Raw genomic sequence first — 23768 nt, forward strand, 5'->3', positions numbered from 1 at the left:
CTTGTACTTATCTCGACTCTCTATGTTATCTTGCGTGACTCTCTATGTTATGCCATACGACAGCCACAGTTGATTAGGGGCTTACGCGCTCATGCTATCATCAACGGATATTTCCGTCAACGTAGGGGCACCATCATGCCAGAGAGAAAACCGGCCGATCGCATCCGCGACGCCATCCGCCTACGCGGCTATTCCATCCGCACCGAGAAAGCCTATCTCCATTGGTACGAACGCTTCGTTCGCTTCCACAAACTCCGCCACCCCGCCACCATGGGCGCGCCAGAGGTCGAAGCCTTCCTTACCCATCTCGCCGTACATGAGCAGGTCTCTGCTTCTACTCAAAACCAGGCCCTCTCCGCCCTTCTGTTTCTCTACCAGGAAGTTCTCGCCATCCCCCTCGGCGATGTGCACGCCCTGCGCGCCAAGAAAAGCACCTACGTCCAGCCCTACCTCAGCCATGACGAATGCCTGCGCATCCTCGCCGAATTGGACGGCACGCCTTACCTCGTCGCCTGCCTTCTCTACGGCAGCGGACTGCGATTGCTCGAAGCGCTGCGCCTGCGTATCCAGGACCTCGATGTTGAGAACTCCCTCATCACCGTTCGCAACACCAAGTCCAACCGCGACCGCGTGACCTTCCTCCCAGACGAGGAGCGGTTTCTCCAACGCCTCCGCGCCCACCTGGAGGGGGTCCGCCGCCTTTATGAGGTTCACCTTGACGTTCCGGTCTCCATGCCGCCAGCGCTGGCGCGCAAATATCCGGGAGCAGCCACCTCCTGGGAATGGCAGTACGTCTTCCCTTCCCGTGACCGCTCCGTAGACCCCCGTACCCTTGTCGTCAAGAGGCATCACCTCCACCCCAGCGGTGTTCAGAAGGCCATCACCGCCGCTGTCCATGCCGCAGGCATGACCAAACGCGCCACCGCCCACACCCTGCGCGCTGCCTTCGCTCACCGGCTTAAAGAGGCCGGTTACCAGCTCGACGATATCCAACACCTCATGGGGCATGCCGATATTCGCACCACTCAGCATTCCCTTGAAGGCCAGGCGCCTGCCTGCAAACGCTTACGCGGTCCCCTATCCTCCAGAACCTGAGGCTGCCCTTTGGCTACAGAGACGGGATGACCATCCAAATCTCCACTTCAGGGGCGCTATCGGGTGCATTCCTCCCGCGGGATGGTGCGTGCCATCGTCTCCATCTTGTCACGTGGGTTCGCCTGGCGGATGCTTCCTCACGACATCCCGCCACGGCAGACGGTCTATTCTTCCGTTCGTCGCCAGCGGCAGGACGGGACCTGGACATGGTACACTGATGCGCTCCGAACGGAGGTGTGCCGTGCATCGGGACGTGAGGCGGAACTGCGCGTTGCCATGCTGGTCTTTAAATACATAATCCGCCATAGCCCGTACAGGCGGGCTTCGCCTTGCACAGCCGAGGGCTGATCGTAGCCGATAGCCAATGGTTGATGGTCGATGGGGTTGCCGTTGGAGTTCGCGTTATGCGCAGACAGGCTTTGCCCCAGAAGCTGGAATAGAACACGGATCGGCACGGATACGACGGAGCAACGCGGGTGGAGTTTTGTCTGGAATAGCCCGCGCCAGCGAGCTTCGCCTTGCATAGCCGAAGGCTTTAGCCCGACGGCACGCAGCGCATACGGGGAGCACAGCGCTGTTGCGCCCGTACAGGGGGCGCGGGGGCGCAGCGCACCTCACATGGACTTTGAAGAAATACTCCGCTCTCGCCCGCGCCGGCGGGCTTCGCCTTGCCTGGCCAAGGGCTTCAGCCCCACGGCTCGTGCGGTAGGAGCGGATTTCTAGCAATTCCCATAAAGGTTGAACCAATTATAGATGTTTATCTCCTAATAAGCTTTGCTTACGCAGTTTACCTTGATTGCCAGTTGACGACCACCGACACCACTGGCACGATCGCGGGTGCCAAACCACCATCATCGCCAGGAGGAGCCGATGGACGCCTATTGGATGATACCTGCTGTTGTCGTGATCGACATGCTGATGGAACACCTGGGGCAGCGCCGTGATGGGCGGGCGCAGGTGCCCGACTCCGCGATGCTGACGATTGCGGTCGTCGCCGCCACGTATGTTGGCAGTCATCACGAACGGGCGGTGCAGATCATGCACGGGTGCGGCTATCTGTCGGGGCGGATCAGCGTCTCGCGCTTCAATCGTCGTCTGCATCAGCTCGCCGATTGGATGGCCTGGATTCCGGAAGTGTTGGGGGAGGTGTTCACCACGGGCGACGGGTTCATTATCGATAGCCTCCCCCTGCCAGTCTGCCGTCGTGTGCGCGCCCGGCGCTGTCGGAAGGTGCGCGGGCGCGCATGCTGCGGGTCGTGCGCCGCCAAACGGGAGACGTTCTTTGGATGGCGCGTGCATCTCGTCTGCCGCCCGGATGGCGTGCCCGTACGCGTTCAGATGCTGCCCGCAGGGGTGCACGACCTGACGACCCCCCCGAACCCCCCGCGCACGGGGGGGACTGGGGGGGTGCGTATGGCCTGCCCGCCGGGGCGCGGCTGTTGGGCGATACAGCCTCCAACAGCGCGGCTGATGAGGCCAGCATCCTGGCGGAGACGGGGGTGCGCAGCGGCGCTGCGCCCGTACAGGTGCGCTGGGCGAACATGCGTCCACACGCCTGGGGTATGGACGCCATCGAAGTGCGCGCGTATCGTCATCCGATTGAGACGGTCAACCGTCACCTGGAGACGATGGGCATTGAGCGGCTTGACGCACGTCCCAATGCCGGGTTTGAACTGAAGGTGCACGCAACGCTCATTGCACTCATCTGTACGAACATGAACTAGCAATCAAGGTACTCTGTTTGTCCTATCAGTTCGCCAACCGATTCGATGACATAATCTGGTTGAACAGGCGAATCGATCAGCGCACGGCGATCGGTTGCGCCGGTGAGGGTCAGCGCAGTCGCCATGCCAGCGGCGCGTCCCATCGCAATATCGGTTTCGAGTCGGTCGCCGACCATGAGGCACTGTTCAGGCGGCAGTTGCAGGATATCGGCGACGGTTTGCGCCATGATCGGCGATGGTTTGCCGACCACCACTTCGACCGGATGTGAGGTGCACGCTTCAATGGCGGCAATGATTGCTGCGGCATCCGGTTCGCCGCCGGTTGGCGTCGGACAGTAGCGGTCGGGATTCGTGGCGACGAAGCGCGCTCCGGCGCGAATGGCATCGAATGCGATCTGCAACTTGCGATAGGTGAAGGTGCGGTCGAATGATGCAATGACGAATTGAACACCGCCAGCATCTGTCGCCAGGTCGAAACCGGCGGCAGCCAGTTCGCTGCAGAGCGGTTGTTCTCCGATAACGAAAATCCGGCTGCCCGGCGCTTCTGCCTGTAACCAGCGTACCATCACATACGATGAGTTGATCACCGCATCCGGCGTGGTCGGAATGCCGAGCGCAGTCAATTTTGCCGCGTATTGGGCGCGCGTGCGGGTCGGATTATTGGAGAGGAACAGAACCTTCGACCCGCTGGTGCGCAGACGGGCGATGGTTTCGGCAGCGCCGGGCAGGAGTGCGTCACCCAGGTACATCGTTCCATCGAGATCGAAGATGTATGCGCTGTAGCGTAGAAGTGGCATCGTGCTGTGTTCCCCGCGTTTACCCTCAACCTTCCGCCTTCAACCCCTTCTGCACCGCAACCGGCGTCAGATACCAGAGGAAGACGGCGATGTTGATCGCCAGGGCCGCACCAAAGGCGGCGATGTAGGCTTCCACAGGATAGCGTCCTGCCTCATCCGGCGTGAATGCGCCGATAATGACACCCATCCCCCACTGGATCGCCGTGGCGCCGGTGAAGCCGAACAGGTTGACGGCCGTCACGGCGCGCCCGGCCATGGACGGCGGAAACAGGATGCGGACTTCGGTGAGCATCAGCAGGTTGAATGCGCCAGTGAACCCGAACATGAAGAATGCGACCGCAAGCGCTGGCGGCGGCAGCGGTACAGGTAACAGCAGAGGTGTTTGCAATGCGAGAAAGAGCACCATGCCTCCCTGCACGGTGCGTCGCACGCCAAAGGTGTCTGCCAGTGCGCCGCAACTCGCATACCCAGTCGCAACACCGGCGCTGATGAGCAACAGGAGGTTGCCGGTTTCGATCTGCGGCAGGCGCAACACATCGAAGAGGTAGGGTCCCGCCCATAGAGTCTGGACAGAAAGCATCGTCCCGAGCCAGACAAAGTTGAGCGGCGCAATGCGCCAGAACTGGCTGTTTCGGAAAATCCGGCCAAATCCATCATCGGCGGCATCAGACGTTGCACACCAGGGCACACCTGGCGGTGCGTTCCGGGCGCCGAGGGCGATGCCAGCTGCGCTCAGCAGAACGACGCCAGCGCCACCGAGAAACACAGCCCGCCAGCCAAACTGCTGGTTCAGCCACGCGAGCGGTGTTGCCGCCACCAGTGCACCCAGCGCCCCAATCCCCACCATCAGGCCGGTGAATGTCGCCACCCGGTGTGGTGGAAACCAGACGCCAAACGCCTTGACGGCGCCCATCAGGTTGCCTGCCATGCCGATACCGATCAGGGTGCGCCCAACTGCCACCTGTGGCAGCGCCGTTGCAGTGGCGAATAACAGGCATCCGACGACTGTCATCAGCATCAGGGACGGCACTGCGATACGCGGACCGATGCGATCCAGAGCGACGCCAAGAGGCAGCTGGACCGTAGCAAATCCGGCGTAGAACAGACTGGTCATCATTCCCAGGTCAGCGGCGCTCAGTCCCAGGTCACGCATGAGGTCGCCGGCAATGACCGCATTGGCGGCGCGGAAGAAGTTCGAAAGGAAGTAGCCGATGCCAAAGAGGATAAAGACCGCAAGTGCGCGATTCATGGCGTCTCGTTCTCATGGCGAATGGCGGTATCGAGGTCGTTGATCAGTTGCGCCAGACGTTCCGGTCCGATACCACGCGCTGCCGCCGCCTGATGCAGCGGTTCCCAGAACGGAACCTCGACCGTTTCCCACGGGATGCCGTATGCGTCAAGGATTGCGCGGGTTGCGGGCCATGCTGCGGCGATAGCGGCGACTGGCGTGGTTGCTGTGATAGGAAGATGCGGCAGAGGCAAGGTTTTCTGGTGTGGTGCGGGGTTTTCTGGTGATCCCCCGGCGGGCGGAATCAATCCCAGCAGGCGGGCGGCATTGCGTCCGAGAATGTCATCGCGAACGTCTGGGACGATGTCCAGCGCAATGATTTCGTTGAGAAAGGCGGACATATCGGGTTCACGCGATCGGCGCGGATAGAGCGGCAGCGGATAATCACTGCCGAACAGGATTTTATGGGACGACAGGCATCGCAGCGCCACCGCCATAACATCGGCGGTCAGATAGAGAAGCGGCGATGCTGCCGTATCGTACCAGACATTGCGCAGTGCGCGGCGTACCGACGGCATCAGTTCGTAGAAGAGCAGCCCGCCGCCCCAGTGTGCCAGGATGAGTTTGAGTTCCGGATAGCGCACTGCCAGGTCGTAGTACTGCACCAGTGGCGTGACAGCTTTACCAGGGTAGTAGCGTCCAACCGGTTCGTTCACGTGGAGCAGGATCGGCAGGTTGAGGTCGATACAGCATTCCGCCAGGCGCAGGAATGCTGGTGAGTCGAGCCGAAATCCCTGCGCATATGGGTTGAGTTCGCCGATGCCGACTGCGCCTGCTGCAGCGCAGCGTTGCACTTCATCAAGCGCGCGTTCATCGGTGGGCTGTACGGTTGCAAAGACCAGCAACCGTTCAGGGTATCGGCGTTGCAGCGCCAGTGCGCGATCATTGGCAGCAACGCACGACTCATGCTGACGGTAGTATTCGCCCTGGATCACGGCACGATCAATGCCAGCGTGATCCATATCGACGAGCATGCGATCGGCGTCAGGAGCAACAGGGGGGCGCCCCGTTGTCGGGTCGGGCGCCAGCAACAGCGCCCAGTAGGGTTCACGTCCTGCGTGCGTTGCCAGGTACGCGATCAATTCAGGCGGTTGAAAATGGATGTGGATGTCGATGCGCACGGCTACCTTAATGCAGCAAGCAACTTCTCCACTTCCGCAAGGTCCTCGGTGCGCCGCTGTGTGCGGTACAACTCGGCTGCACGCTGATAATCCGCCCGCGCTTCGGCGACGTCGCGCAGCGCCTGGTGCGCTCTGCCCCGTTCTCGATAGGCATCGGCGTTGTCGGGGTCGCGCGCAATGACGACATCGAGATCGGCGATGGCGGTGCGATAATCTCTGAGGGCAATCGCCGCTCTGGCGCGGCAGAGGTAGGCGTCGATCTCGGTGGCGTCGAGTTCGATAGCGCGCGAACAATCGCTGAGCGCGCCGCGTGCATCGCGCTGTTCCAATCGCAGCAGTCCGCGCCCAACGAACGCCAGGCGATACTCCGGTGCAATGGTCAGTGCACGGTCGAAATCGGCGCGCGCGGTCGAATTCACCGGTTGCCTGGAACAGCAGCGCCCGGTGGTAGTAGGTAAAACTGACATCCGGGTTCAGTTGCAGCGACTGATCGAAATCTGCCAGCGCCTCGTCGTACTGTCGATTGTCGCGGTAGGCAACGCCACGTCGCATCAGAATGACATCATTGTTGGGGTCGCGCTCCAGCGCCTCGGTAAAGTCGCGAATAGCTGCATCGTACTGGTTCAGACGGTAGAACGCGCGAGCACGCTGATGGTACGCTTCGACATTGTCCGGATCGAGAGCAAGCGCTTTGGTGAAGTCATCGATGGCGCTCTGAAAGAGCGACAGGTTGAAGTTGACCTGCGCGCGTCCGAAGTATGCCTCGAAGGGGGATGGATCGGCACGGATCGCCTCGGTGTAGCGTTCGACTGCCTGCCCAAGGCTACCGCTTGCGGCAAGTTCATTGGCTTCGCGGATCAGTTCGCGGACGTCTGCTGGCGTTGGGGTTGGAAGGGGCGTTGCCGTTGGAATGCTCGTCGGAGTGGGAACCGGTGTGGGTGAGGCTGGTTCGGGTTCCGCAGTTGGTGCGGACGCTTCTTCAGGTGATCGCAATGGCGTGAACAGTTCGGGATACAGATACACACTGCCGACGATCAGGAGCGCAACCACCACCAGCACACTCAAAAGGGCGACAACGAGGGTGCGCGAGCGTTTCTTCGGCTGAACGGTCGTTGTGTCTGTCGGTGTTGCGCTGGTCTCAATCTTGCCGGGTACGCCGGGACGACGCAGCAGCGAGCTGCGTTTTGCGCCTGAACCGGGACGCAGCGATGCCAGCGGATCGACGGGTGACGCCGCAGGGGGCGACTCTGGCAGGCGTTGCCGTGGTTCTGCTGGCTTCGGCGTTGCAGGGGGAGCGCTGCCAGGAAGGGGGTGCGTGCTGGCAGCGCGTCTGGCGCTTTCTGCCGACTCTGGCGTTCCGGTTGCAGCGCTGCCGGTTGCCTGAGCAGATGGTCGCGGCGCGGGGGGAGGCGACGAAGCAACGGATGCAGCTGGCGAGGGCGCACTGGTTGGTCGGTCGCGTTTCGCCGTAACATCTGGCGCGAGCGGGTCGAAGACGGGTTGTGAGCGCGGAGGCGTGGTCGGTTTCGATGCGCTTGCAGACGGCGCTGCCGGTGGAGCGGCGGACGTAAGGCTTGCCAATCCGCGTTTTGCCACTTCGTTCTGCGGATTAATGGCAAGCACGCGCTCCAGGCAATAGCGGCGCTGGGCGGCATCCGGCAGTGCACCGGAAAGCCATAACCATCCACGTTCGTTCTGTGGGTCAAGTTGCACTGCCTGACTGAGCAACTGGCGGGCACGCATCTGGTCGCCAGCGCGGATCGCCGCAATTCCTTCGTCGATCAACTGCGCGGCGCGTTGGCGGGGGTTCGCAGGTTCACTCATGGTCGTTCGGACAACAGTGGGCATTCTTCCGCCCAGGATCGGATCGCAGTATAGCACGATCCCGGCAGTGAAACAATAGTACAGGGGGTTATGCTGACGTTTGACCACGCCTTGAACATCAGCTACAGGCCATGGTATAATTGAGCGTTACCATTCTGTACTCCTGCTCACTACACTCTTGGGTAGTACAGGAGATCGGCATACATCGTCGAACATCATGACCATGCCTGTGAACCCTTACATTGCAGGAAAGCCGGTTGGGAAGACACAAAACTTCATTGGCCGTGAGGCTGTGCTGCGCCAGATCGAGCGTTTTCTGCGCAATCCGCACCAGCACGCGATAACCATCTACGGTCAGCGTCGCGTTGGCAAGACCTCAATCCTCCAATATCTGGAGACCAATCTCCCGCAGCAGGGAGCGTACATCCCTGTCCTCTTCGACCTGATGCCGCTGGCTGATGTTCGGCTCGATCGTGTGCTCCACGAGCTGGCCCACAAAATTGCTCACCACCTCAAGTTGTCTGAACCAAACCTGGCTTCACCCCTGACCGAGTCGTTTCGCACCACATTTTTGCCCGGCCTGCGTGAACACCTCGCACCACAGGCAATGCTGGTGCTATTGTTCGACGAATTCGATATTCTGGCCGATCCGCAAGACAGGAACGAAGACAGGAACGAAGGCAGGAGGCGAATTCTCAGATATCTGCATGAACTCTTCCAGCTTCAGAGCGAACAACCATGGCTGAAGTTCGTGCTGACGCTCGGACGTAACATCGAAGACCTGGACATCTTCGTCCACGGGTTGTTGAAGGATGTACAGAATATACGGGTGTCGTTCCTGACAGAACAAGACACCATTGCTCTGATACGTATATCCGAGCGGGATGGTAGCCTGCAATGGAACGATGATGCGGTTCAGGCGGTCTGGCGGCTCACCGGTGGTCATCCCTTTCTGACGCAGGCGTTATGTAGCCAGGTGTGGGAAGCAGCGTATGAACGATCTGATACACCACAGCCGGTCCGGGCATCTGATGTGGCAGCAGCAGTCGAGCAAACGCTCGAAGCGAGCACCCATGCGTTTGAATGGATCTGGGGTGGCCTGGGTGCGGCGGAAAAGGTTGCTGCGGCTGCGCTGGCTGAGTTGGGAGCAGACTGTGTTGATGAAACCCAATTGGTGAAGAGGTTAAATGACAGCGGCGTCCGCATTGTGTTACGCGAGCTGAGTGACGCACCGAAGAAGCTGGAAGAATGGGATATTCTCACAACGGCCAACGGTGGTTACCGGTTTCGAGTGGAGTTGCTGCGCCAATGGATTGCGACGCGCAAACCACTTGACCGAACCTGGAATGAGCTGGATCGGATCATTCCTTTGGCTGACAATCGGTACGAGGCGGCCCGTCTGCTGTATCAAAGTCAACAGTATCAGGAAGCTGAGACAGATGTACGTCAGGCCATCAAGCTCAACCCCAACCATACGGGCGCCCTGGAGTTGCTGGCCGAGCTGTTGCTGATCGATAACCGTCTTGACGAAGCGCAACAGACGCTAGAAAGGCTATTTGACATCGCGCCCGGACGAGCATATCCCCGCCTCAAACAGGTCTACCTGGATCAGCTTCAGCGTGCCGCCAACTCGGAACAACGACGGGCAATTGTTGACAAAGCCGCAGAGCGAATACCAGACGACTCCGATATTCGTAAAGAACGCAGCAACCTGTACCGGCAGATCGGCGCCGACCATGAAGCGCAGGGTCGGCTAGACGAGGCATTGCAAGCGTATGAACAGGCGGCGGACGAGCAAGCTATTCTCCGCGTCCGCACCCGCATCCGCCAGCACGAAGTTCAACGGGCACTGGTCGAACTTGCACAGCTCAAGGTAGTCCGCGACTACATTACGGCTAAATCGCGGATACAGGCGTTGATGGAAGCCTACCCTGCTGATCATAACTGGCAGCACGAGCTGGACACGGTGGAACGGGCGATACTTCTCGACGAGTATTACCGACAGGCATTGGGTGCGTTGCAACAACACGACCCTGTTGCTGCCAAACGGCTGCTGGCCGAAGTCGTTGCCCTTGACCCCGATTACGAAGAAGCCAGTCGGTATTTGTACCAGGCAGTCACCGGTAGCGATCCAAAAGCGGAACGAGAGCAGCGCGATGCCACCATCGCCCGCCTCCAGCACGACCTGGAGCAGCGCGATGCCACCATCGCCAGCCTCTGGCGCGACCTGGAGCAACGCGATACCTCCATCGCCCGGCTCCGGCACGACCTGGAGCAGCGTGATGCCTCCATCAGCCGACAGCAGCACGACCTGGAACAGCGCGATGCCACCATCGCCCGCCTCCAGCACGACCTGGAGCAGCGTGATGCCACCATCGCCCGCCTCCAGCACGACCTGGAGCAGCGCGATGCCACCATCGCCCGCCTCCAGCACGACCTGGAGCAGCGCGATGCCATTATCAGCCAAAAGCAGCGCGACCTGGAGCAGCGCGATGCCACTATCAGCCAAAAGCAGCGCGACCTGGAGCAGCGCGATGCCTCCATCGCCAGCCTCCGGCACGACCTGGAGCAACGCGATGCCACCATCAGCCGACAGCAGCGCGACCTGGAACAGCGCGATGATACCATCGCCAGCCTCCGGCGCGACCTGAAACAACGCGATGATACCATTGACCGGTTCAAATCACTCCCCCAACTCTCGCGCTGGAACCCTTTCGACTGGCTGCGCCTGCTGTGGTGGATTTTTATGCGGCCAGCAACAATTGACGATTACGAGAAAACCTACGGCAATACAGAACTGGTAGGAAGTCGATTGGTCTACCTGCTATCCTTCGGTCCGCTGTTCATCGTGACTCTGGGGTTCAGTTTTGGGTTGATGGGAGAGCCGTCGGCTGCATTCCTTGAACAGACGCAGCGTACCTGGATATGGCAGTTACGAGGCTGGATGCCCCTGTTGACCGGTCTGGTCTGGTTACTATTCTGGCTGCTGAGCGATCTTCTCGATGACGTGAGCGAAGTGTGGGGTTTCATGGCGGGCATCGTGGCGGGCGGCGTGACGGTCGGCGTGGCGCTCGGCGTGGCGGGCGGCGTGGCGCTCGGCGTGGCGGTCGGCGTGGCGCTCGGCGTGGTGCTCAGCGTGATGGCCGGCGTGGCGAGCATCGTGGGCATCGTGGCGGGCGACTTGGCGGGCGGCGTGGCGGGCGTCGGGGCGGGCGGCGTGGCGGGCAGCGTGACGTTCGGCGTGATATCTCGTATGTTGGATCTCGCAGACAAGATGAAATCTGAACGACAAGCCCGTCTCTGGCTGTTCTTGATGCTCATCATGAGCTGGCTCTACCTGCTCTTCGCCAGCAGTGGCGGGCTAGTCTGGCTGAGTAGTGGGCGATGGCCGCGACCGGTCTGGCCCTATTGAACTGAGACCTGGAGGCAGTGCGCATGGAGAACCCATTCGTATTCGGCAACCCGGTGCGTGGCGCCTCATTCATTGGGCGGCAGCGCGAGCGACAACGGTTGCGCAGGGCGCTGCAACAGGGGCGATCAACGCTGATAACCGGTGAACCCCGTATGGGGAAGACATCACTCCTGTTGGCTGTGAAGAACGACATTGAGGGCTTTCCGGAGTCGGAGCGCTCTCATGTATGCTACCTCGATGCATATGCTCTGACGGGGTGGCGTGTACCGCAATTCTGGCAGGCAGCACTGGAGTCGATCAGGCATCTCCCATCAGTGCGCCAGGCTTACGATTCGGCGAAGCGCGAACAATTCGGCACCTTCTTGCTCGAACGCCTGTTTCTGCAACTGGAAAAGGAAGACCGGAAGCTGATCCTGATCCTTGATGAATTTGATCGCATCCTGCACGAACCGGGCTTAAGCCGTGCTGAATTCTACGGTGGGCTACGCTCTCTGGCCTCCCGCTACAACTCGCTTGTGCTCATCATCGCTGCCCGTCAATCTACTGATACGCTTAACTCCAGCACCCAAGAGTATAGTCGTACCGGCTCGCCTTACTTCAATTTCATGGAGGAGATCACGGTCAGCACCTTTACCGACAAAGATGTTGAGCAGCTCTTAGCGAAAGCTTCTTTCTCTGAGAAGGAACAGCAGTACCTGGCCGATCTGAGTGGCGGGCATCCGTACATCTTGCAGGTTGCTGCACACTTCTGGTATGAGATGCACGCCGAACAACGCGACCCTGCGCAATACTGCGAAGCGGTCGTTTGGCAAGCGTTTCACCAGGTTGAAAGTATCCTGCGCGATACCTGGCGGCTCTGGTCGCCGTACCAGCAAATGGCGTTTACAATGGCTGCGCTGGAAGCAATGCCGGGTCTGCTTTCGCAGCGTGAATTTGATGTGAACCGTTTGCTCGATGATCTGCCCGACGTCGGACCTGAACAGCGTCAGATCATACAGCGCGGCTTCCTCCGCGAGGATGCTACAAAACGTTGTGGCGCCACCCCAACCAGCGCCATGATGACGTGGTTTCTGGCCGAAGAACTGACTCGTCTCCTGCGACCTGCCAACCCCGATATAGCGGCGTGGTTACGGGCGCAACAGTGGGAAGGTTATCTGAGACAGAGTGAACGCGAAGCGATCGGCAAAGCGTTGGCAGCGCTTAAGCCACTGTTGCAGAATGGAATCAGCACGTTTGTGAAGGCGGCAGTTGAGGCATTTATCAGGATGTGAGGGACTGATCAAGAACCCATTGCCGCTGCCATGTATGGCCCTCAGCTCGCGGCATGCGGGCTGGAAGCCCGCGCACCCAGGCGGTGCAGGGGTGATGGGGTGTATCGCTGTATGCGGGCGCAATGCCTGTGCACCCGGCATGCGGGCTGGAAGCCCGCGCACCCAGGCGGTGCAGGGGTGATGGGGTGTATCGCTGTATGCGGGCGCAATGCCTGTGCACCCGGCATGCGGGCTGGAAGCCCGCGCTCCCAGGTGGTGTATCGCTGTATGCGGGCTGCAAGCCCGCGCACCCAGCATGCGGGTGCGACGCTCGTGTTCTCAGAGGAGATGTGAGATCGTGTGATCCGGCACACCACATCCAGCAGCGTGCCGGACGCCCTGTGATGTCACAACGAACATTTCGGGCATTCTTCGTCGGCATATGGTCCGTGATCGGGGCAATCGCCACCCGGTGCATCGTCTGGCAGATCGTCGTAGTCCATGGCGCTGAGTCCTCCCTTTGACTAATCACATGTGGGAGTACCATACGCGCCGGGGAGGATTACGACCAAGATCAGGACATGACCGGAAGATTATCAGGACATGACAGGAAGATTAATGGTGGTTAACTGGAAGATGTCACGCTTCTTCCCATCATTCGTCGCATAAGCGCCCGCTCTTCAGGTCCAAACGCACCAAGCGCCCAGAGCGCCGCGAAGTAGACCGGCATCCCGACTACGATCGCCGCTACTGGCGAGAAGGGGAGTGTCACCCACATTGACGCCCCCATCACGCATGAGGCGACTGCCGGGCGCCAGGCAAGGCGCAGCAGTGGTGGTGCAACGCCTTCGCGTCGCAATGTGCGCAAAAACGGCAACAACAGGACTGCCTCGGTTGCCACTGTGACCGTCGCAGCCGCCAGGTAGCCATACACGGGGATAAGCGCCAGGTTCATGCCCAGATTGAACAGCGCGCCGATCGCAAATGCAACCGTGATCGATTGCTGGCGTCGGAGGGCGATCAGGACGTACTGGGTCACGCCGTTGGCATACGAAAGCGGCAGATACCAGATGAGGATCGCCAGCGCCAGCGCCGCCCCCGGCAAAAACGCCTGCCCGCCGATAATGGCGATAATCGTTGGCGCCAGCAGCGTTCCGCCGACTGCGCCGGGCCAGGCGAGGAGTTGCAGGAAACTGAGCGCGCGGTGATACATCCGTTCGAGTGCAGCGCGATCCATCACCGCATACCGCGCCAGCAGCGGAAACAGTGCTGCCACGAAGTATGGTGGAATGATCTGGGTCATATTGATGACTTTGTAGGCTGCATCGTACAAACCGAGCGCTTCGGCGCCAGCCTGCGCCCGGAGCAGCACGACATCGAAACGAAAAAAACCGCCAGCAGCAGACTGTTCAACAGCAGTGGAAACCCCTCGCGCAGCAGTTCGCGTCCGGTAGGCCAGTCCCACACCAGCGACGCGCGAAACAGCATGCGCCGTTGCAGGGCGAAGAACACCGCAGCATTCAGCATTGTCGCTCCCAGCGCCACTGCTGCCAGCGCCACCACTCGCGTGGGGATGTCGGGCGCGATGATCAGCGCCCCGACGCCGACGAGCGTCTTCACCACATTCGTCAACAGCAGAACCAGCGCCGTCACTTCCATCCGCTGATATGCCTGAAATGACGCTGAACACGCTGCGGCGAGCGCTGCCGGGTAGAGGTGGATCATCAGCAGCGCCAGTGCGAGCATTTCAGCACTGCTTAACGGGCGTTCGATCAGCGAGTATCCGATCACCAGGATCGCAGCAACCGGCATCAGCAGCGTGGCGATGCCAAGGCGGAGGAGGAGCGTGATGCTGAACAGACGCGGCGCGCGTGCAAGATCAGGCGCTGCCTCGCGCACCGCCAGGTCGTTCAACCCCCAGTTGGTGATGGTTAAAAAGTAGAGACCGGCTATCAGGGCGACGAACGCATACGCGCCATTTCCTTCCGGTCCCAGAAAGCGGAGTGCGATGACCGCAAAGCCAAAGTCGACGACCTTGTTGATCAGATTTGCGGCGATGGGCAGCAGGCTGTTTTTAGCAACCGTGCGCGCGGTGTCGGTGTGTCGTCCTGGTAGAATCGACGCCATAGCCAGGCTGCAATCAGGAGCAGCGGGAGCAGGGCAGCGACGACGATCAAAAAAATCCGGGCATTGGCACTCAGCATGCGGCATATGATACCACACCCAAGCGCCTGCTCCCGATAGCATCATCGCCGCACGACGGCAACTGCCAGAAAGGTTGCGCCAGCAGCGGCATCCTCGGTATGGGCGATTGCGAGGAGTTGATAGCCGTTGCGCCACTCGGCGTAACTGATCGTATCTCCTTCGACCAGCAAGCGGGCGTCGGCGCGCCACTCGTTGGGTTCGAGGCGTCCGGCGTAGAACTGTTTGACCTGTTCCCATGCAATACTGCCCGGCGCACGGAAGAGCCGGATTGCGGCAGCGTCGCGCTCGCCGACGATTTCGGTTGTGAAGCCGCTCATCATCGCATCTGCCAGCGGCGACTCGCCGCGCGCGGCAGGTGTGGCATCAGGATAGACAGGCGGTTCCGCCAGTGGCGCGCTGCCGCACGCAGCCAACACAAGCGCCAGGAACACGAGAAGTAATCGAGCGTTCATGATCGATCCCGGAATGTATGGTTATCATTCGTGTGAACTATACGCAGGCGGGTGGAAGGAGGATGTTGGCTGTGTTGGACGAGTGCAATACAGCTCTCGCCCGCGCAGGCGGGCTTCGCCTTGCCTGGCCGAGGGCTTATGGTCTTTGAATAAATAATACCTTGATTGCCAGTTGACGACCACCGACACCACTGGCACGATCGCGGGTGCCAAACCACCATCATCGCCAGGAGGAGCCGATGGACGCCTATTGGATGATACCTGCTGTTGTCGTGATCGACACACTGATGGAACACCTGGGGCAGCGCCGTGATGGGCGGGCGCAGGTGCCCGACTCCGCGATGCTGACGATTGCGGTCGTCGCCGCCACGGATGTTGGCGGTCATCACGAACGGGCGGTGCAGATCATGCACGGGTGCGGCTCTCGGTTGGGGCGGATCAGCGTCGCACGCGTCCATCGTCGTCTGCATCAGCGCGCCGATTGGATGGCCTGGATTCCTGCGAACGTCGGGGGAGCGTCGCCACGGGCGACGGGTTCATTATCGATAGCCTCCCCCTGCCAGTCTGCCGTCGCGTGCGCGCCCGGCGCTGGCGGAAGGTGCGCGGGCGCGCATGCTACGGGTAGTGCGCGGCGAAACGGGAGACGTTCGTTGAATGGCGTGTGCATCTGGTCTGCCGTCCGGATGGCGTGCCCGTGCGCGTTCCGATGCTGCCCGCAGGGGTGCGTCTGGCCTGCCCGCCGGGGCGCGGCGGTTGGGCGATACAGCCTCCAAGAGCGCGGCTGATGAGGCCAGCATCCTGGCGGAGACGGGGGTGCGCAGCGGCGCTGCGCCCGTACAGGTGCGCTGGGCGACCATGCGTCCACACGCCTGGGGTATAGACGCCATCGAAGTGCGCGCGTATCGTCATCCGATTGAGACGGTCAACCGTCACCTGGAGACGATGGGCATTGAGCGGCTTGACGCACGTCCCAATGCCGGGGTTGAACTGAAGGTACACGCAGCGCTCATTGCACTCATCTGTACGAACATGAACTAGCAATCAAGGCAACTTAGAAAAATATCCGCGTCTTTACATGTGCATAGAGGCGAGGCTGTGACGGTTGAAAACTGGGTTAATCCTTTTGATAACCCCGAACTGGTTGCCGGTTATGAAACCTGGTACGAGACCGACGGACGTTCTGCCGACATCGCCGAGCGTCGTTTGATCCGATGGTTACTGTCGGGGCTACCACAGGCGCAGAGACTGTTAGAGATCGGTGTCGGAACCGGTCACTTTGCGCGCTGGTTGGCCTCGGAAGGGTATCATGTTACAGGTGTGGATCTGTCTGCGCCTATGATTGCTGAAGCTAGTCGCCGTGGCGGTGTGTACCTGGTACGTGCCGATGCGGAAGCACTGCCTTTCTCTGATGATACCTTCGATGGGGTGCTACTCATTACTGCACTTGAGTTTCTGCCACATCCTGAACGTGCGTTGCAAGAAGCAGCGCGTGTCACTCGCCACGGGATCGTCTTAGGTGTACTCAACCGCTGGCATCCAATGGCCTGGAAGCGAAAACGTAGTGGTTTGCCGGTCTGGCAGATTGCACGTTTTTACTCTCCATTTGAGCTTGAACGCCTGGCCCACAAGGTGTTGTCTCTCCACAACCCTCAGACGACGTGGCGCACCACATTGCTTCCCGGTTTGTGGTGGTATTATTCGCAGCTACCGCTGGGTGCTTTTATCGGAATGCGTGTGCTTTTTTCACAGTAAAATATTCTCATAATAAAAGGAGTGAATTCATGGTGAATAAAGAATTGTCATTCACATCTGGTGGTCTGACAGCGCAGGTCAGTATTTACCCCTTGCGACAGCAGCACCTTGGCCCGGCTATTGATACGGCGCTAGCGATCTGGCGTGATCGCGGCTTGGATGTGCAACCAGGTGCGATGAGTACTCTAATCGCTGGTGATGAAATGACAGTATGGGAAGCACTGCGTGCGGCGTTTGCGGCTGCAACTGCACTCGGTGAGACAGTTATGGTAGTTACAGTATCGAATGCCTGTCCCTGGTCACCATCTACGCAGGGGTAACGACTGCTACGACAGCAACACGTTTGTTCGTTCATCAATATCTTGATCTAGCTCACAGATAGAGAGTTTTCTTGGCGCCATCTGCCCATAATGAAAGTATCAAGAAGTATTACATCTTTACCTCTGTCGTACAAGGGATCAAAGAACTGCTCTCAATGAGAGGCTTTTTACTGCGCTGATTGTGAAGAATAAACCGGCCGGATCTGAACCTAATTCGCAGTGCCCATCTGTGCCGATAATAGCTCGATATACCTCTCCTTCCTCGTACCTCTATCATCTCTGTCTGCTACGTGGTGGGAATAGCCAGCGCGAGACTCATCAGCACATCCTTAAGGGCGACTTCCTAACCCGTCTTTCCTTGTTTGGCACCTATCCGAATGATCGTCTCACGATACAGCGGATGAAACCTGATAATAGAGGTACGGGCGTAGCGCCGCTGCGCCCCGACCGTTCTTCTTCTGCGACAGGGTACTCCGGACAGGCACTAAGCCGTTTTCCCCGCCTGCACCTCACCGAGCGCGGCAATCAGTTGCTGGACTGCACTGACAACTGGCAGCGTACCCTCAACGACCGCCTGTTCAAGGGTCGGCAGACGCTCACGCACGACCGGATGAGCAAAGAACAGCGTTCGTAATTGTTCATCGATTAATGTGTACAACCAATCGCGCGCCTGCTCACGACGGCGATTGGCGAATACACCACTGGCAGTTAGTTCATCACGGAATCGCTCAATCTCCTGCCAGATTTCGGTGATACCGGCGCCGGTGAGCGCCGAGCATGTCCGTACCGGTGGTTTCCAGCCCGGTGTAGCCGGAGTAAGGTAGCGTAGCGCGTGGCGATATTCAGCTTGCGCAGCCAATGCCCGTTGTCGATTGTCGCCGTCTGCTTTAGTGATGAGGAGCGCGTCAGCCAGCTCAATGACTCCTTTTTTGATCCCTTGCAGTTCATCACCGGCGCCTGCCAGCATCAACAGCAAGAAGAAGTCAACCATGCCGCGCACCGCAGTTTCGCTTTGACCAACCCCCACCGTCTCAACCAGAATGATGTCAAATCCGGCTGCTTCACATAGCAACAGCGTCTCGCGTGTTTTACGGGCTACCCCCCCTAGACTACCGCCACTCGGTGAGGGACGAATGTAGGCATTAGGATGTCGTGCCAGCCGTTCCATACGGGTTTTATCACCCAGGATACTGCCACGCGAAATGCTACTAGAGGGATCGATGGCCAGCACTGCGACTCGATGCCCTCGTTCACAGAGCATAGTACCGAGTGCCTCGATAAAGGTGCTCTTGCCAACTCCGGGCACGCCAGTAATGCCTACTCGCAGTGAATGACCCGTGAAGGGTAACAGCGCACGCAATACCTCTTGAGCCTGTGCAATATGAGCTGGGGCATTGCTCTCGATCAGGGTAATAGCACGGGCCAGAATAGTTCGATCTCCGTTACGCACACCGGCAACGTATTCCTCAACCGTCAACTGCCGACGACGTGGGCTAGCAGGTGGTATCGATGCAGTAGAAGCGCTACCGGGTAAACCGTCGTGACGGCTGGCTATTCCGGCCAACACCGATAGCGCAAATGGTAATTCGTCAGAATTGGTAGGCCGATGTTCGTTGGTCATGTTCCTGCTTTACCTCTGCTCATGACGCTGGGGCGGCAACGCTATCACCGTGAAGGCGCTGTTGCAACTCGCGCAGCAATTTTTCAGCAGCTATTGGAATAATGGTACCAGGACCAAAGATTAGGGCTGCGCCATGAGCACGGAGAAACTCATAGTCTTGCGGCGGGATAATACCACCAATCACAACCATAATGTCCTCACGACCCAGTTTGCGCAACTCTTCGACCAGTTGCGGTAAAAGAGTTTTGTGACCGCCGGCCAATGAACTGATGCCGACTACGTGCACATCATTTTCCACTGCCTGGCGCGCCACTTCTTCTGGGGTTTGGAAGAGGGAACCAATATCCACATCGAAACCTAGATCGGCAAACGCAGTTGCGACGACTTTTGCCCCCCGGTCGTGGCCGTCCTGACCGATTTTCGCAACCAGAATACGCGGTCGGCGTCCTTCGATAGCGGCAAAGGCATCGGCCATCGCCCGCACATGGTGTATCTGCTCGACATCACTGTATTCGCTACTGTATACACCCGATACAGCACGAATCTCAGCCTTGAAACGCCCAAAGACCTTTTCCATCGCCAGCGAAATTTCACCCAGCGTAGCACGGGCCCGCGCTGCTTCGATTGCTGCCTCTAACAAATTACCCTCACCAGAAGCTGCAACCCGCGTTAGCTCGTTTAATGTTGCCTGCACTCGTGCCTCATCACGTTCAGCCCGTAGTTTTTGCAAGCGTTCGATCTGCTTCTGGCGCACAGCGGTATTATCGACTTCCAGAATCTCAATCGGCGCTTCGTAGTCGAGGCGATATTTATTGACGCCAACAATCGTCTCACGCCCTGAGTCGATGCGTGCTTGCCGACGGGCTGCTGCCTCTTCAATTCGTAGTTTGGGTAGGCCGGCCTCGATAGCTTTAGCCATACCGCCCAGCTCTTCGACTTCCTGAATGTGCGCCCAGGCGCGGCGGGCAAGCGCATCGGTAAGCCATTCGAGGTAGTACGAACCTCCCCACGGATCAATGATCTTGCAAATACCGGTCTCTTCCTGGAGATACAACTGCGTATTACGTGCAATACGGGCCGAGAAGTCGGTTGGCAGCGCGATTGCCTCATCAAGCGCATTGGTGTGCAACGACTGAGTATGACCGAGAGCGGCAGCCATTGCTTCGATGCATGTGCGGGCAACGTTGTTGAATGGGTCTTGTTCGGTCAGGCTCCAGCCTGAAGTCTGGCAATGAGTGCGCAGCGCCATCGAGCGCGGATCTTGGGGATTGAACTGTTTGATAATCTTCGCCCAGAGCAAACGTGCCGCACGCATCTTGGCAATCTCCATGAAATAATTCATGCCGATTGCCCAGAAGAACGAGAGACGGGGGGCGAAGGTATCGATTGCCAGTCCTGCTTTCAAACCGGCACGTACATACTCCAGACCATCGGCCAGCGTGTAAGCTAGCTCAAGGTCGGCGGTGGCACCCGCCTCTTGCATATGGTAGCCCGAAATGCTGATGCTGTTGAACTTGGGCATGTGTTTGGCCGTGTAGGCAAAGATGTCGGCAATGATGCGCATCGATGGTTCAGGGGGATAGATATACGTATTGCGCACCATATACTCTTTCAAGATGTCGTTTTGGATCGTACCGGTAAGCTGTTCTGGGCGTACTCCCTGCTCTTCGGCAGCAACAATATAGAAGGCCATAATGGGGATCACGGCCCCATTCATTGTCATCGAGACCGACATCTGATCGAGCGGGATGCCATCGAACAAAATTTTCATATCGAGCACCGAGTCGATAGCAACCCCTGCCTTGCCGACATCACCAACAACCCGCGGATGGTCAGAGTCGTAACCGCGATGAGTCGCCAGATCAAAGGCAACCGATAACCCCTTTTGACCGGCAGCAAGGTTACGCCGGTAGAAGGCATTACTCGCTTCCGCAGTTGAAAATCCGGCGTACTGGCGGATCGTCCATGGTTGAGTAACATACATGGTTGGGTATGGCCCCCGCAGATAGGGCGGAATTCCGGCTGTGAAGCCCAGATGTTCAAGGCCGGTCAGGTCAGTGGCGGTATAGAGCGGTCGCACATCAATCTGTTCCATCGTATGCCAGACCAGCTCACTCAGTGGTTGTCCAGCCTCTTGTTCAGCCCGATCCTGCCATTGGCTCAGGGTCGGCACAGGCCATGTATCGCGGTATGATATGGTCGTAAAATCGGGATTTTTCACGCGGCTACTCCTTTCAAGTGTTGCAGCCGGGTCAGTATCTCGTAGCAGTTGGCACGCAGGTGGATAAATTCATCAACTCCGGCAGCACGATACATATCGATCAGATCGGTCGGATAACCCGCCAGCACTACCGTTGTGGTCGGACTTTGCGATTTAATGGCGTGGGTGAGTGCTGGCACAATATCGGGATATGTTTCATCTGTCGAACAGATTGTTACGATCCCAGCACCAGATGCCAGCGCAGCCGCTGCTGCTTCCTCAATACTGGCGAACCCATCATTGCCGATTACTGCGAAACCGCCGGCGTTGAAAAAGCCGGTGGCGAAGTCGGCGCGAGCCTTATGCTGGCTGATCGGCCCCATATTGGCGAGGAAAACGGCTGGTCGCTGACCGGTACGGGCGGTGTAAGCATCAGCAGTTACTCGTAAGGCTTCAAATTGTTCGGCGGCCCGATGCGCTGGAAGTGGTTCGACCTGCGGTGCGGCCGTGTCGGCTGCGGCCAGCGCACAGCTCAGCTCACCCAGGGTTGCTCCTGCCCGTACTGCTGCCAGGACGGCGGCTACCGTGCGTTGCTGTGCAAGTTCGGTCAGGGCAGTTTGACAGGCATCGGCATCGCGAATCTCGCGTGCATGACGCAGATCAACGGCGCGGGCCGTATGTAACTGAAGATGATCGATCTGACGAATGTCCGGTAATTTTTCCTGAAGATTGGGATACATATTCACACCGACGATCACTTCACGACGATGTGCAATTGCCGTAAAGCGTTCGCTCCGTGTCGCCGCAATCGCTTCTTGAGGCTTCCCGGCCTGTAAGGCGGCTGCCATGCCGCCGTGCCGCTCAATCTCCTGGAAAAACGCCCAGGCTTTGGCTGCAATCTCGTCGGTAAGTTTCTCGATGGCCCACGAACCACCGGGTGGATCGATCAAGCGGAAGAAGTTACATTCCTCTTGCAGAATGATGTGTAGGTTACGGGCAATTCGGCGCGAGAATTCGTCTGGCAAGCCCCAAGCCTCATCGAAGTGGCTGATATGCAGGCTTTGGGCTCCTCCCATCACGGCAGCCATAGCCTCACCGGTTGCACGGAGCATGTTATTGTATACATCATACCGTGTTTTGGTCCAAGCTGAAGTCCGTGCGTGGATATTCATGCGTTGGGCTACCTCATTGCCATCGAAAGCAGCGACGATCCGTGCCCAAAGCATACGGGCTGCTCGTAACCGGGCAACTTCGAGAAAGAACTGCGATCCAATCGAGAATGCAAACTGCATCCGTGGTGCAACATCATCGACCGTCAAGCCACGCTCTTGCATTGCCCGCAAATAAGCAACGCCCGTCGCCAGGGCGCATCCCAGTTCTTGCACTACATTGGCACCGCTGTTATGGTACACGTGCGTACTGACAACGATAGTGCGTAGTCGGGGCGTATGTGTCAACGCCCACCGTGTCCATTCAGCCAGTCCGTCGTAACAGCGGTCGAGTGATGCGGGCAATGAGCCATCGGCTGCCAGCGCACCGAGTGGATCGGCGCCAAGTGTGCCCTGCCACCGTGCAGGAGTCAGTCCGCGCTCTTCGGCGACAGCCAGGAGTAATCCTACAACCGGCAATACTTGCGAGCCGGTATTGATCAGCAATGGCAGATGATCGAGATCGAGCCGATCGCACAACCGTCTGGCGTCATCAAGTGTGGCAAGCGAAAGCCCACCTGCGCCAACGTGACTAGGAGCGGCGACATCAGGATCGATCCCCTGCCGTGTCGCCTGGTCGAGTGGTACGTTGAGCGTCGTTAACCCACGCGGGAGATCGGCATGCGCTGCTTGATTCACTTCGGTCGCGGTAGGGTACGGTAATTCCTGCGCCACCTGCCAGCGTTCACAAACCGGCCCTAATGTGCGGGTATCGCGGACAAAAGGCGCAAAACCGGGGAGTGACTCAAGATGCGGGAGATCGGCAATATCTTCGGCATTATAGATCGGCTGGAGCAGAATCTGCTCGTAGGTCTTGGTAATCAGACGCTTCTCGAACGGTACGCCCTTTAAGGTTTTTTCTGCTGCTGCTCGCCACTCAGCGTATGTTGACGGGGCAAACATATCAAACAAGCGTGGAGGCTCTGCCGACTCCGTCGTCGTATTTTGGGTGTCGTGCGCCATGACCTTACTCCTTGCGACAGCACATGACAACACGTTGCTATCGTTAGTATACCGCAAATCACCTGACCAAACGGCCTGATGTATTGCCACAAAAGGAATACATTCGTCACTTCCCGGAAAGAATATGCTGATCAACTGGTGATTTCAAGGGTTTATTATATATAGGTGGGTTACAGCACGATAACCGCCAGGAATTGTAGCGGTTTTCAACGTTTTTCCCTGGCCGGTTATGGTGATGGCGAAGAGAGGGGCAGGTTCGCCCGCCTCGCGAGCGGGGGCTTAGGGATGCCGCTGGCGAGCGGTCTTGGAGCATGATCAAAAACCCGGGTTTCGCATGAAGTTCGTACTGTGCATATCCGACCATATACATGCGCAGACCAACGTTCGTTCTCGTCAGTCACCCCACGTTCTCCCTTCCTCTCCCCGGGTAGGAGAGGAAGGGGGCAAGGGGAAGGTGAGGAAGCGCCAGCCGTACGTTGCAGCACTGGTACGTAACACGTTGAACACTCTTGCCATCGCGGAAGGGCGACGCATGC

Annotated in this window: 17 protein-coding genes and 2 pseudogenes; 8 read left to right on the plus strand and 11 right to left on the minus strand. The window is 58.8% G+C overall.

Going from position 1 to position 23768, the window contains the following annotated elements:
• Positions 1-135 precede the first annotated feature (135 nt).
• From QTO31_RS14145 to QTO31_RS14150, 3 genes and pseudogenes are all read left to right on the plus strand, one after another.
• Positions 136-1095, plus strand: coding sequence for an integron integrase (locus QTO31_RS14145; protein WP_301429711.1), 960 nt, complete (start codon positions 136-138; stop codon positions 1093-1095).
• 54 nt (positions 1096-1149) lie between these two features.
• Positions 1150-1443: pseudogene (locus QTO31_RS19340) on the plus strand (transposase); the annotation flags it as partial.
• A gap of 1091 nt (positions 1444-2534) precedes the next feature.
• Positions 2535-2819, plus strand: coding sequence for a hypothetical protein (locus QTO31_RS14150; protein WP_301429712.1), 285 nt, complete (start codon positions 2535-2537; stop codon positions 2817-2819).
• On the opposite strand, the gene QTO31_RS14155 is transcribed toward QTO31_RS14150, so the two are convergent.
• The 5 genes and pseudogenes from QTO31_RS14155 to QTO31_RS14175 form a co-directional block, all read right to left on the minus strand.
• The gene (locus QTO31_RS14155; RefSeq protein ID WP_301429714.1) at positions 2816-3616 is read right to left on the minus strand and encodes an HAD-IIA family hydrolase; all 801 of its coding nucleotides are present in this window, start codon (positions 3614-3616) and stop codon (positions 2816-2818) included. The genes QTO31_RS14150 and QTO31_RS14155 overlap by 4 nt on opposite strands.
• 25 nt (positions 3617-3641) lie before the next feature.
• Complete coding sequence (locus QTO31_RS14160; protein ID WP_301429716.1) at positions 3642-4865, minus strand: MFS transporter; 1224 nt, start codon at positions 4863-4865, stop codon at positions 3642-3644.
• Positions 4862-6025 (minus strand): amidohydrolase family protein, encoded by a 1164-nt coding sequence (locus tag QTO31_RS14165; RefSeq protein ID WP_301430294.1) that lies wholly within the window; start codon positions 6023-6025, stop codon positions 4862-4864. Before QTO31_RS14165 ends, QTO31_RS14160 begins: the two co-directional genes overlap by 4 nt.
• A 2-nt stretch (positions 6026-6027) precedes the next feature.
• Positions 6028-6492 (minus strand): tetratricopeptide repeat protein, encoded by a 465-nt coding sequence (locus QTO31_RS14170; protein ID WP_301430296.1) that lies wholly within the window; start codon positions 6490-6492, stop codon positions 6028-6030.
• Between the two features lie 37 nt (positions 6493-6529).
• Positions 6530-7873 (minus strand): annotated as a pseudogene (locus QTO31_RS14175) (tetratricopeptide repeat protein); the annotation flags it as partial.
• Positions 7874-8066: 193 nt separating this feature from the next.
• Between QTO31_RS14175 and QTO31_RS14180 the strand changes: the two are divergent.
• Together QTO31_RS14180 and QTO31_RS14185 are read left to right on the plus strand one after the other, a co-directional pair.
• Positions 8067-11261, plus strand: a complete 3195-nt coding sequence (locus QTO31_RS14180; RefSeq protein ID WP_301429718.1) for a tetratricopeptide repeat protein — start codon at positions 8067-8069, stop codon at positions 11259-11261.
• Between the two features lie 23 nt (positions 11262-11284).
• On the plus strand, positions 11285-12532 hold the full coding sequence (locus tag QTO31_RS14185; RefSeq protein ID WP_301429719.1) for an AAA-like domain-containing protein: 1248 nt from the start codon (positions 11285-11287) through the stop codon (positions 12530-12532).
• A gap of 604 nt (positions 12533-13136) precedes the next feature.
• On the opposite strand, the gene QTO31_RS14190 is transcribed toward QTO31_RS14185, so the two are convergent.
• From QTO31_RS14190 to QTO31_RS14200, 3 genes are all read right to left on the minus strand, one after another.
• The gene (locus tag QTO31_RS14190) at positions 13137-13814 is read right to left on the minus strand and encodes a polysaccharide biosynthesis C-terminal domain-containing protein (protein ID WP_301429720.1); all 678 of its coding nucleotides are present in this window, start codon (positions 13812-13814) and stop codon (positions 13137-13139) included.
• Positions 13811-14638: an oligosaccharide flippase family protein gene (locus QTO31_RS14195; protein ID WP_301429722.1), complete on the minus strand. Its 828-nt coding sequence runs from the start codon at positions 14636-14638 to the stop codon at positions 13811-13813. Before QTO31_RS14195 ends, QTO31_RS14190 begins: the two co-directional genes overlap by 4 nt.
• Positions 14639-14757: 119 nt before the next feature.
• A complete protein-coding gene (locus QTO31_RS14200; protein WP_301429723.1) occupies positions 14758-15168 on the minus strand; it encodes a hypothetical protein in 411 nt (136 codons plus the stop codon).
• A 654-nt stretch (positions 15169-15822) separates the two neighbouring features.
• Here QTO31_RS14200 and QTO31_RS14205 point away from each other — a divergent pair.
• From QTO31_RS14205 to QTO31_RS14215, 3 genes are read left to right on the plus strand one after another with little or no spacing between them, the layout of a single operon-like run.
• The gene (locus QTO31_RS14205; protein ID WP_301429725.1) at positions 15823-16206 is read left to right on the plus strand and encodes a hypothetical protein; all 384 of its coding nucleotides are present in this window, start codon (positions 15823-15825) and stop codon (positions 16204-16206) included.
• 57 nt (positions 16207-16263) lie between these two features.
• Entirely contained in the window at positions 16264-16920 is a 657-nt protein-coding gene (locus QTO31_RS14210; protein WP_301429726.1) for a class I SAM-dependent methyltransferase, read from the plus strand.
• A 29-nt stretch (positions 16921-16949) separates the two neighbouring features.
• Positions 16950-17240 (plus strand): YkoF family thiamine/hydroxymethylpyrimidine-binding protein, encoded by a 291-nt coding sequence (locus QTO31_RS14215; protein WP_031460232.1) that lies wholly within the window; start codon positions 16950-16952, stop codon positions 17238-17240.
• 484 nt (positions 17241-17724) lie between these two features.
• Here QTO31_RS14215 and meaB read toward each other — a convergent pair whose 3' ends face one another.
• The 3 genes from meaB to QTO31_RS14230 are packed head-to-tail and all read right to left on the minus strand — an operon-like array spanning position 17725 to position 23232.
• Positions 17725-18861, minus strand: a complete 1137-nt coding sequence (meaB, locus tag QTO31_RS14220) for a methylmalonyl Co-A mutase-associated GTPase MeaB (RefSeq protein ID WP_301429727.1) — start codon at positions 18859-18861, stop codon at positions 17725-17727.
• Positions 18862-18880: 19 nt separating this feature from the next.
• Positions 18881-21082, minus strand: a complete 2202-nt coding sequence (scpA, locus tag QTO31_RS14225) for a methylmalonyl-CoA mutase (protein ID WP_301429728.1) — start codon at positions 21080-21082, stop codon at positions 18881-18883.
• The gene (locus tag QTO31_RS14230) at positions 21079-23232 is read right to left on the minus strand and encodes a methylmalonyl-CoA mutase family protein (protein WP_301429729.1); all 2154 of its coding nucleotides are present in this window, start codon (positions 23230-23232) and stop codon (positions 21079-21081) included. Before QTO31_RS14230 ends, scpA begins: the two co-directional genes overlap by 4 nt.
• Between the last annotated feature and the right edge of the window lie 536 nt (positions 23233-23768).

This window comes from Chloroflexus sp. MS-CIW-1 (assembly GCF_030444705.1).
In the GTDB taxonomy this organism is placed as follows: Bacteria; Chloroflexota; Chloroflexia; order Chloroflexales; family Chloroflexaceae; genus Chloroflexus.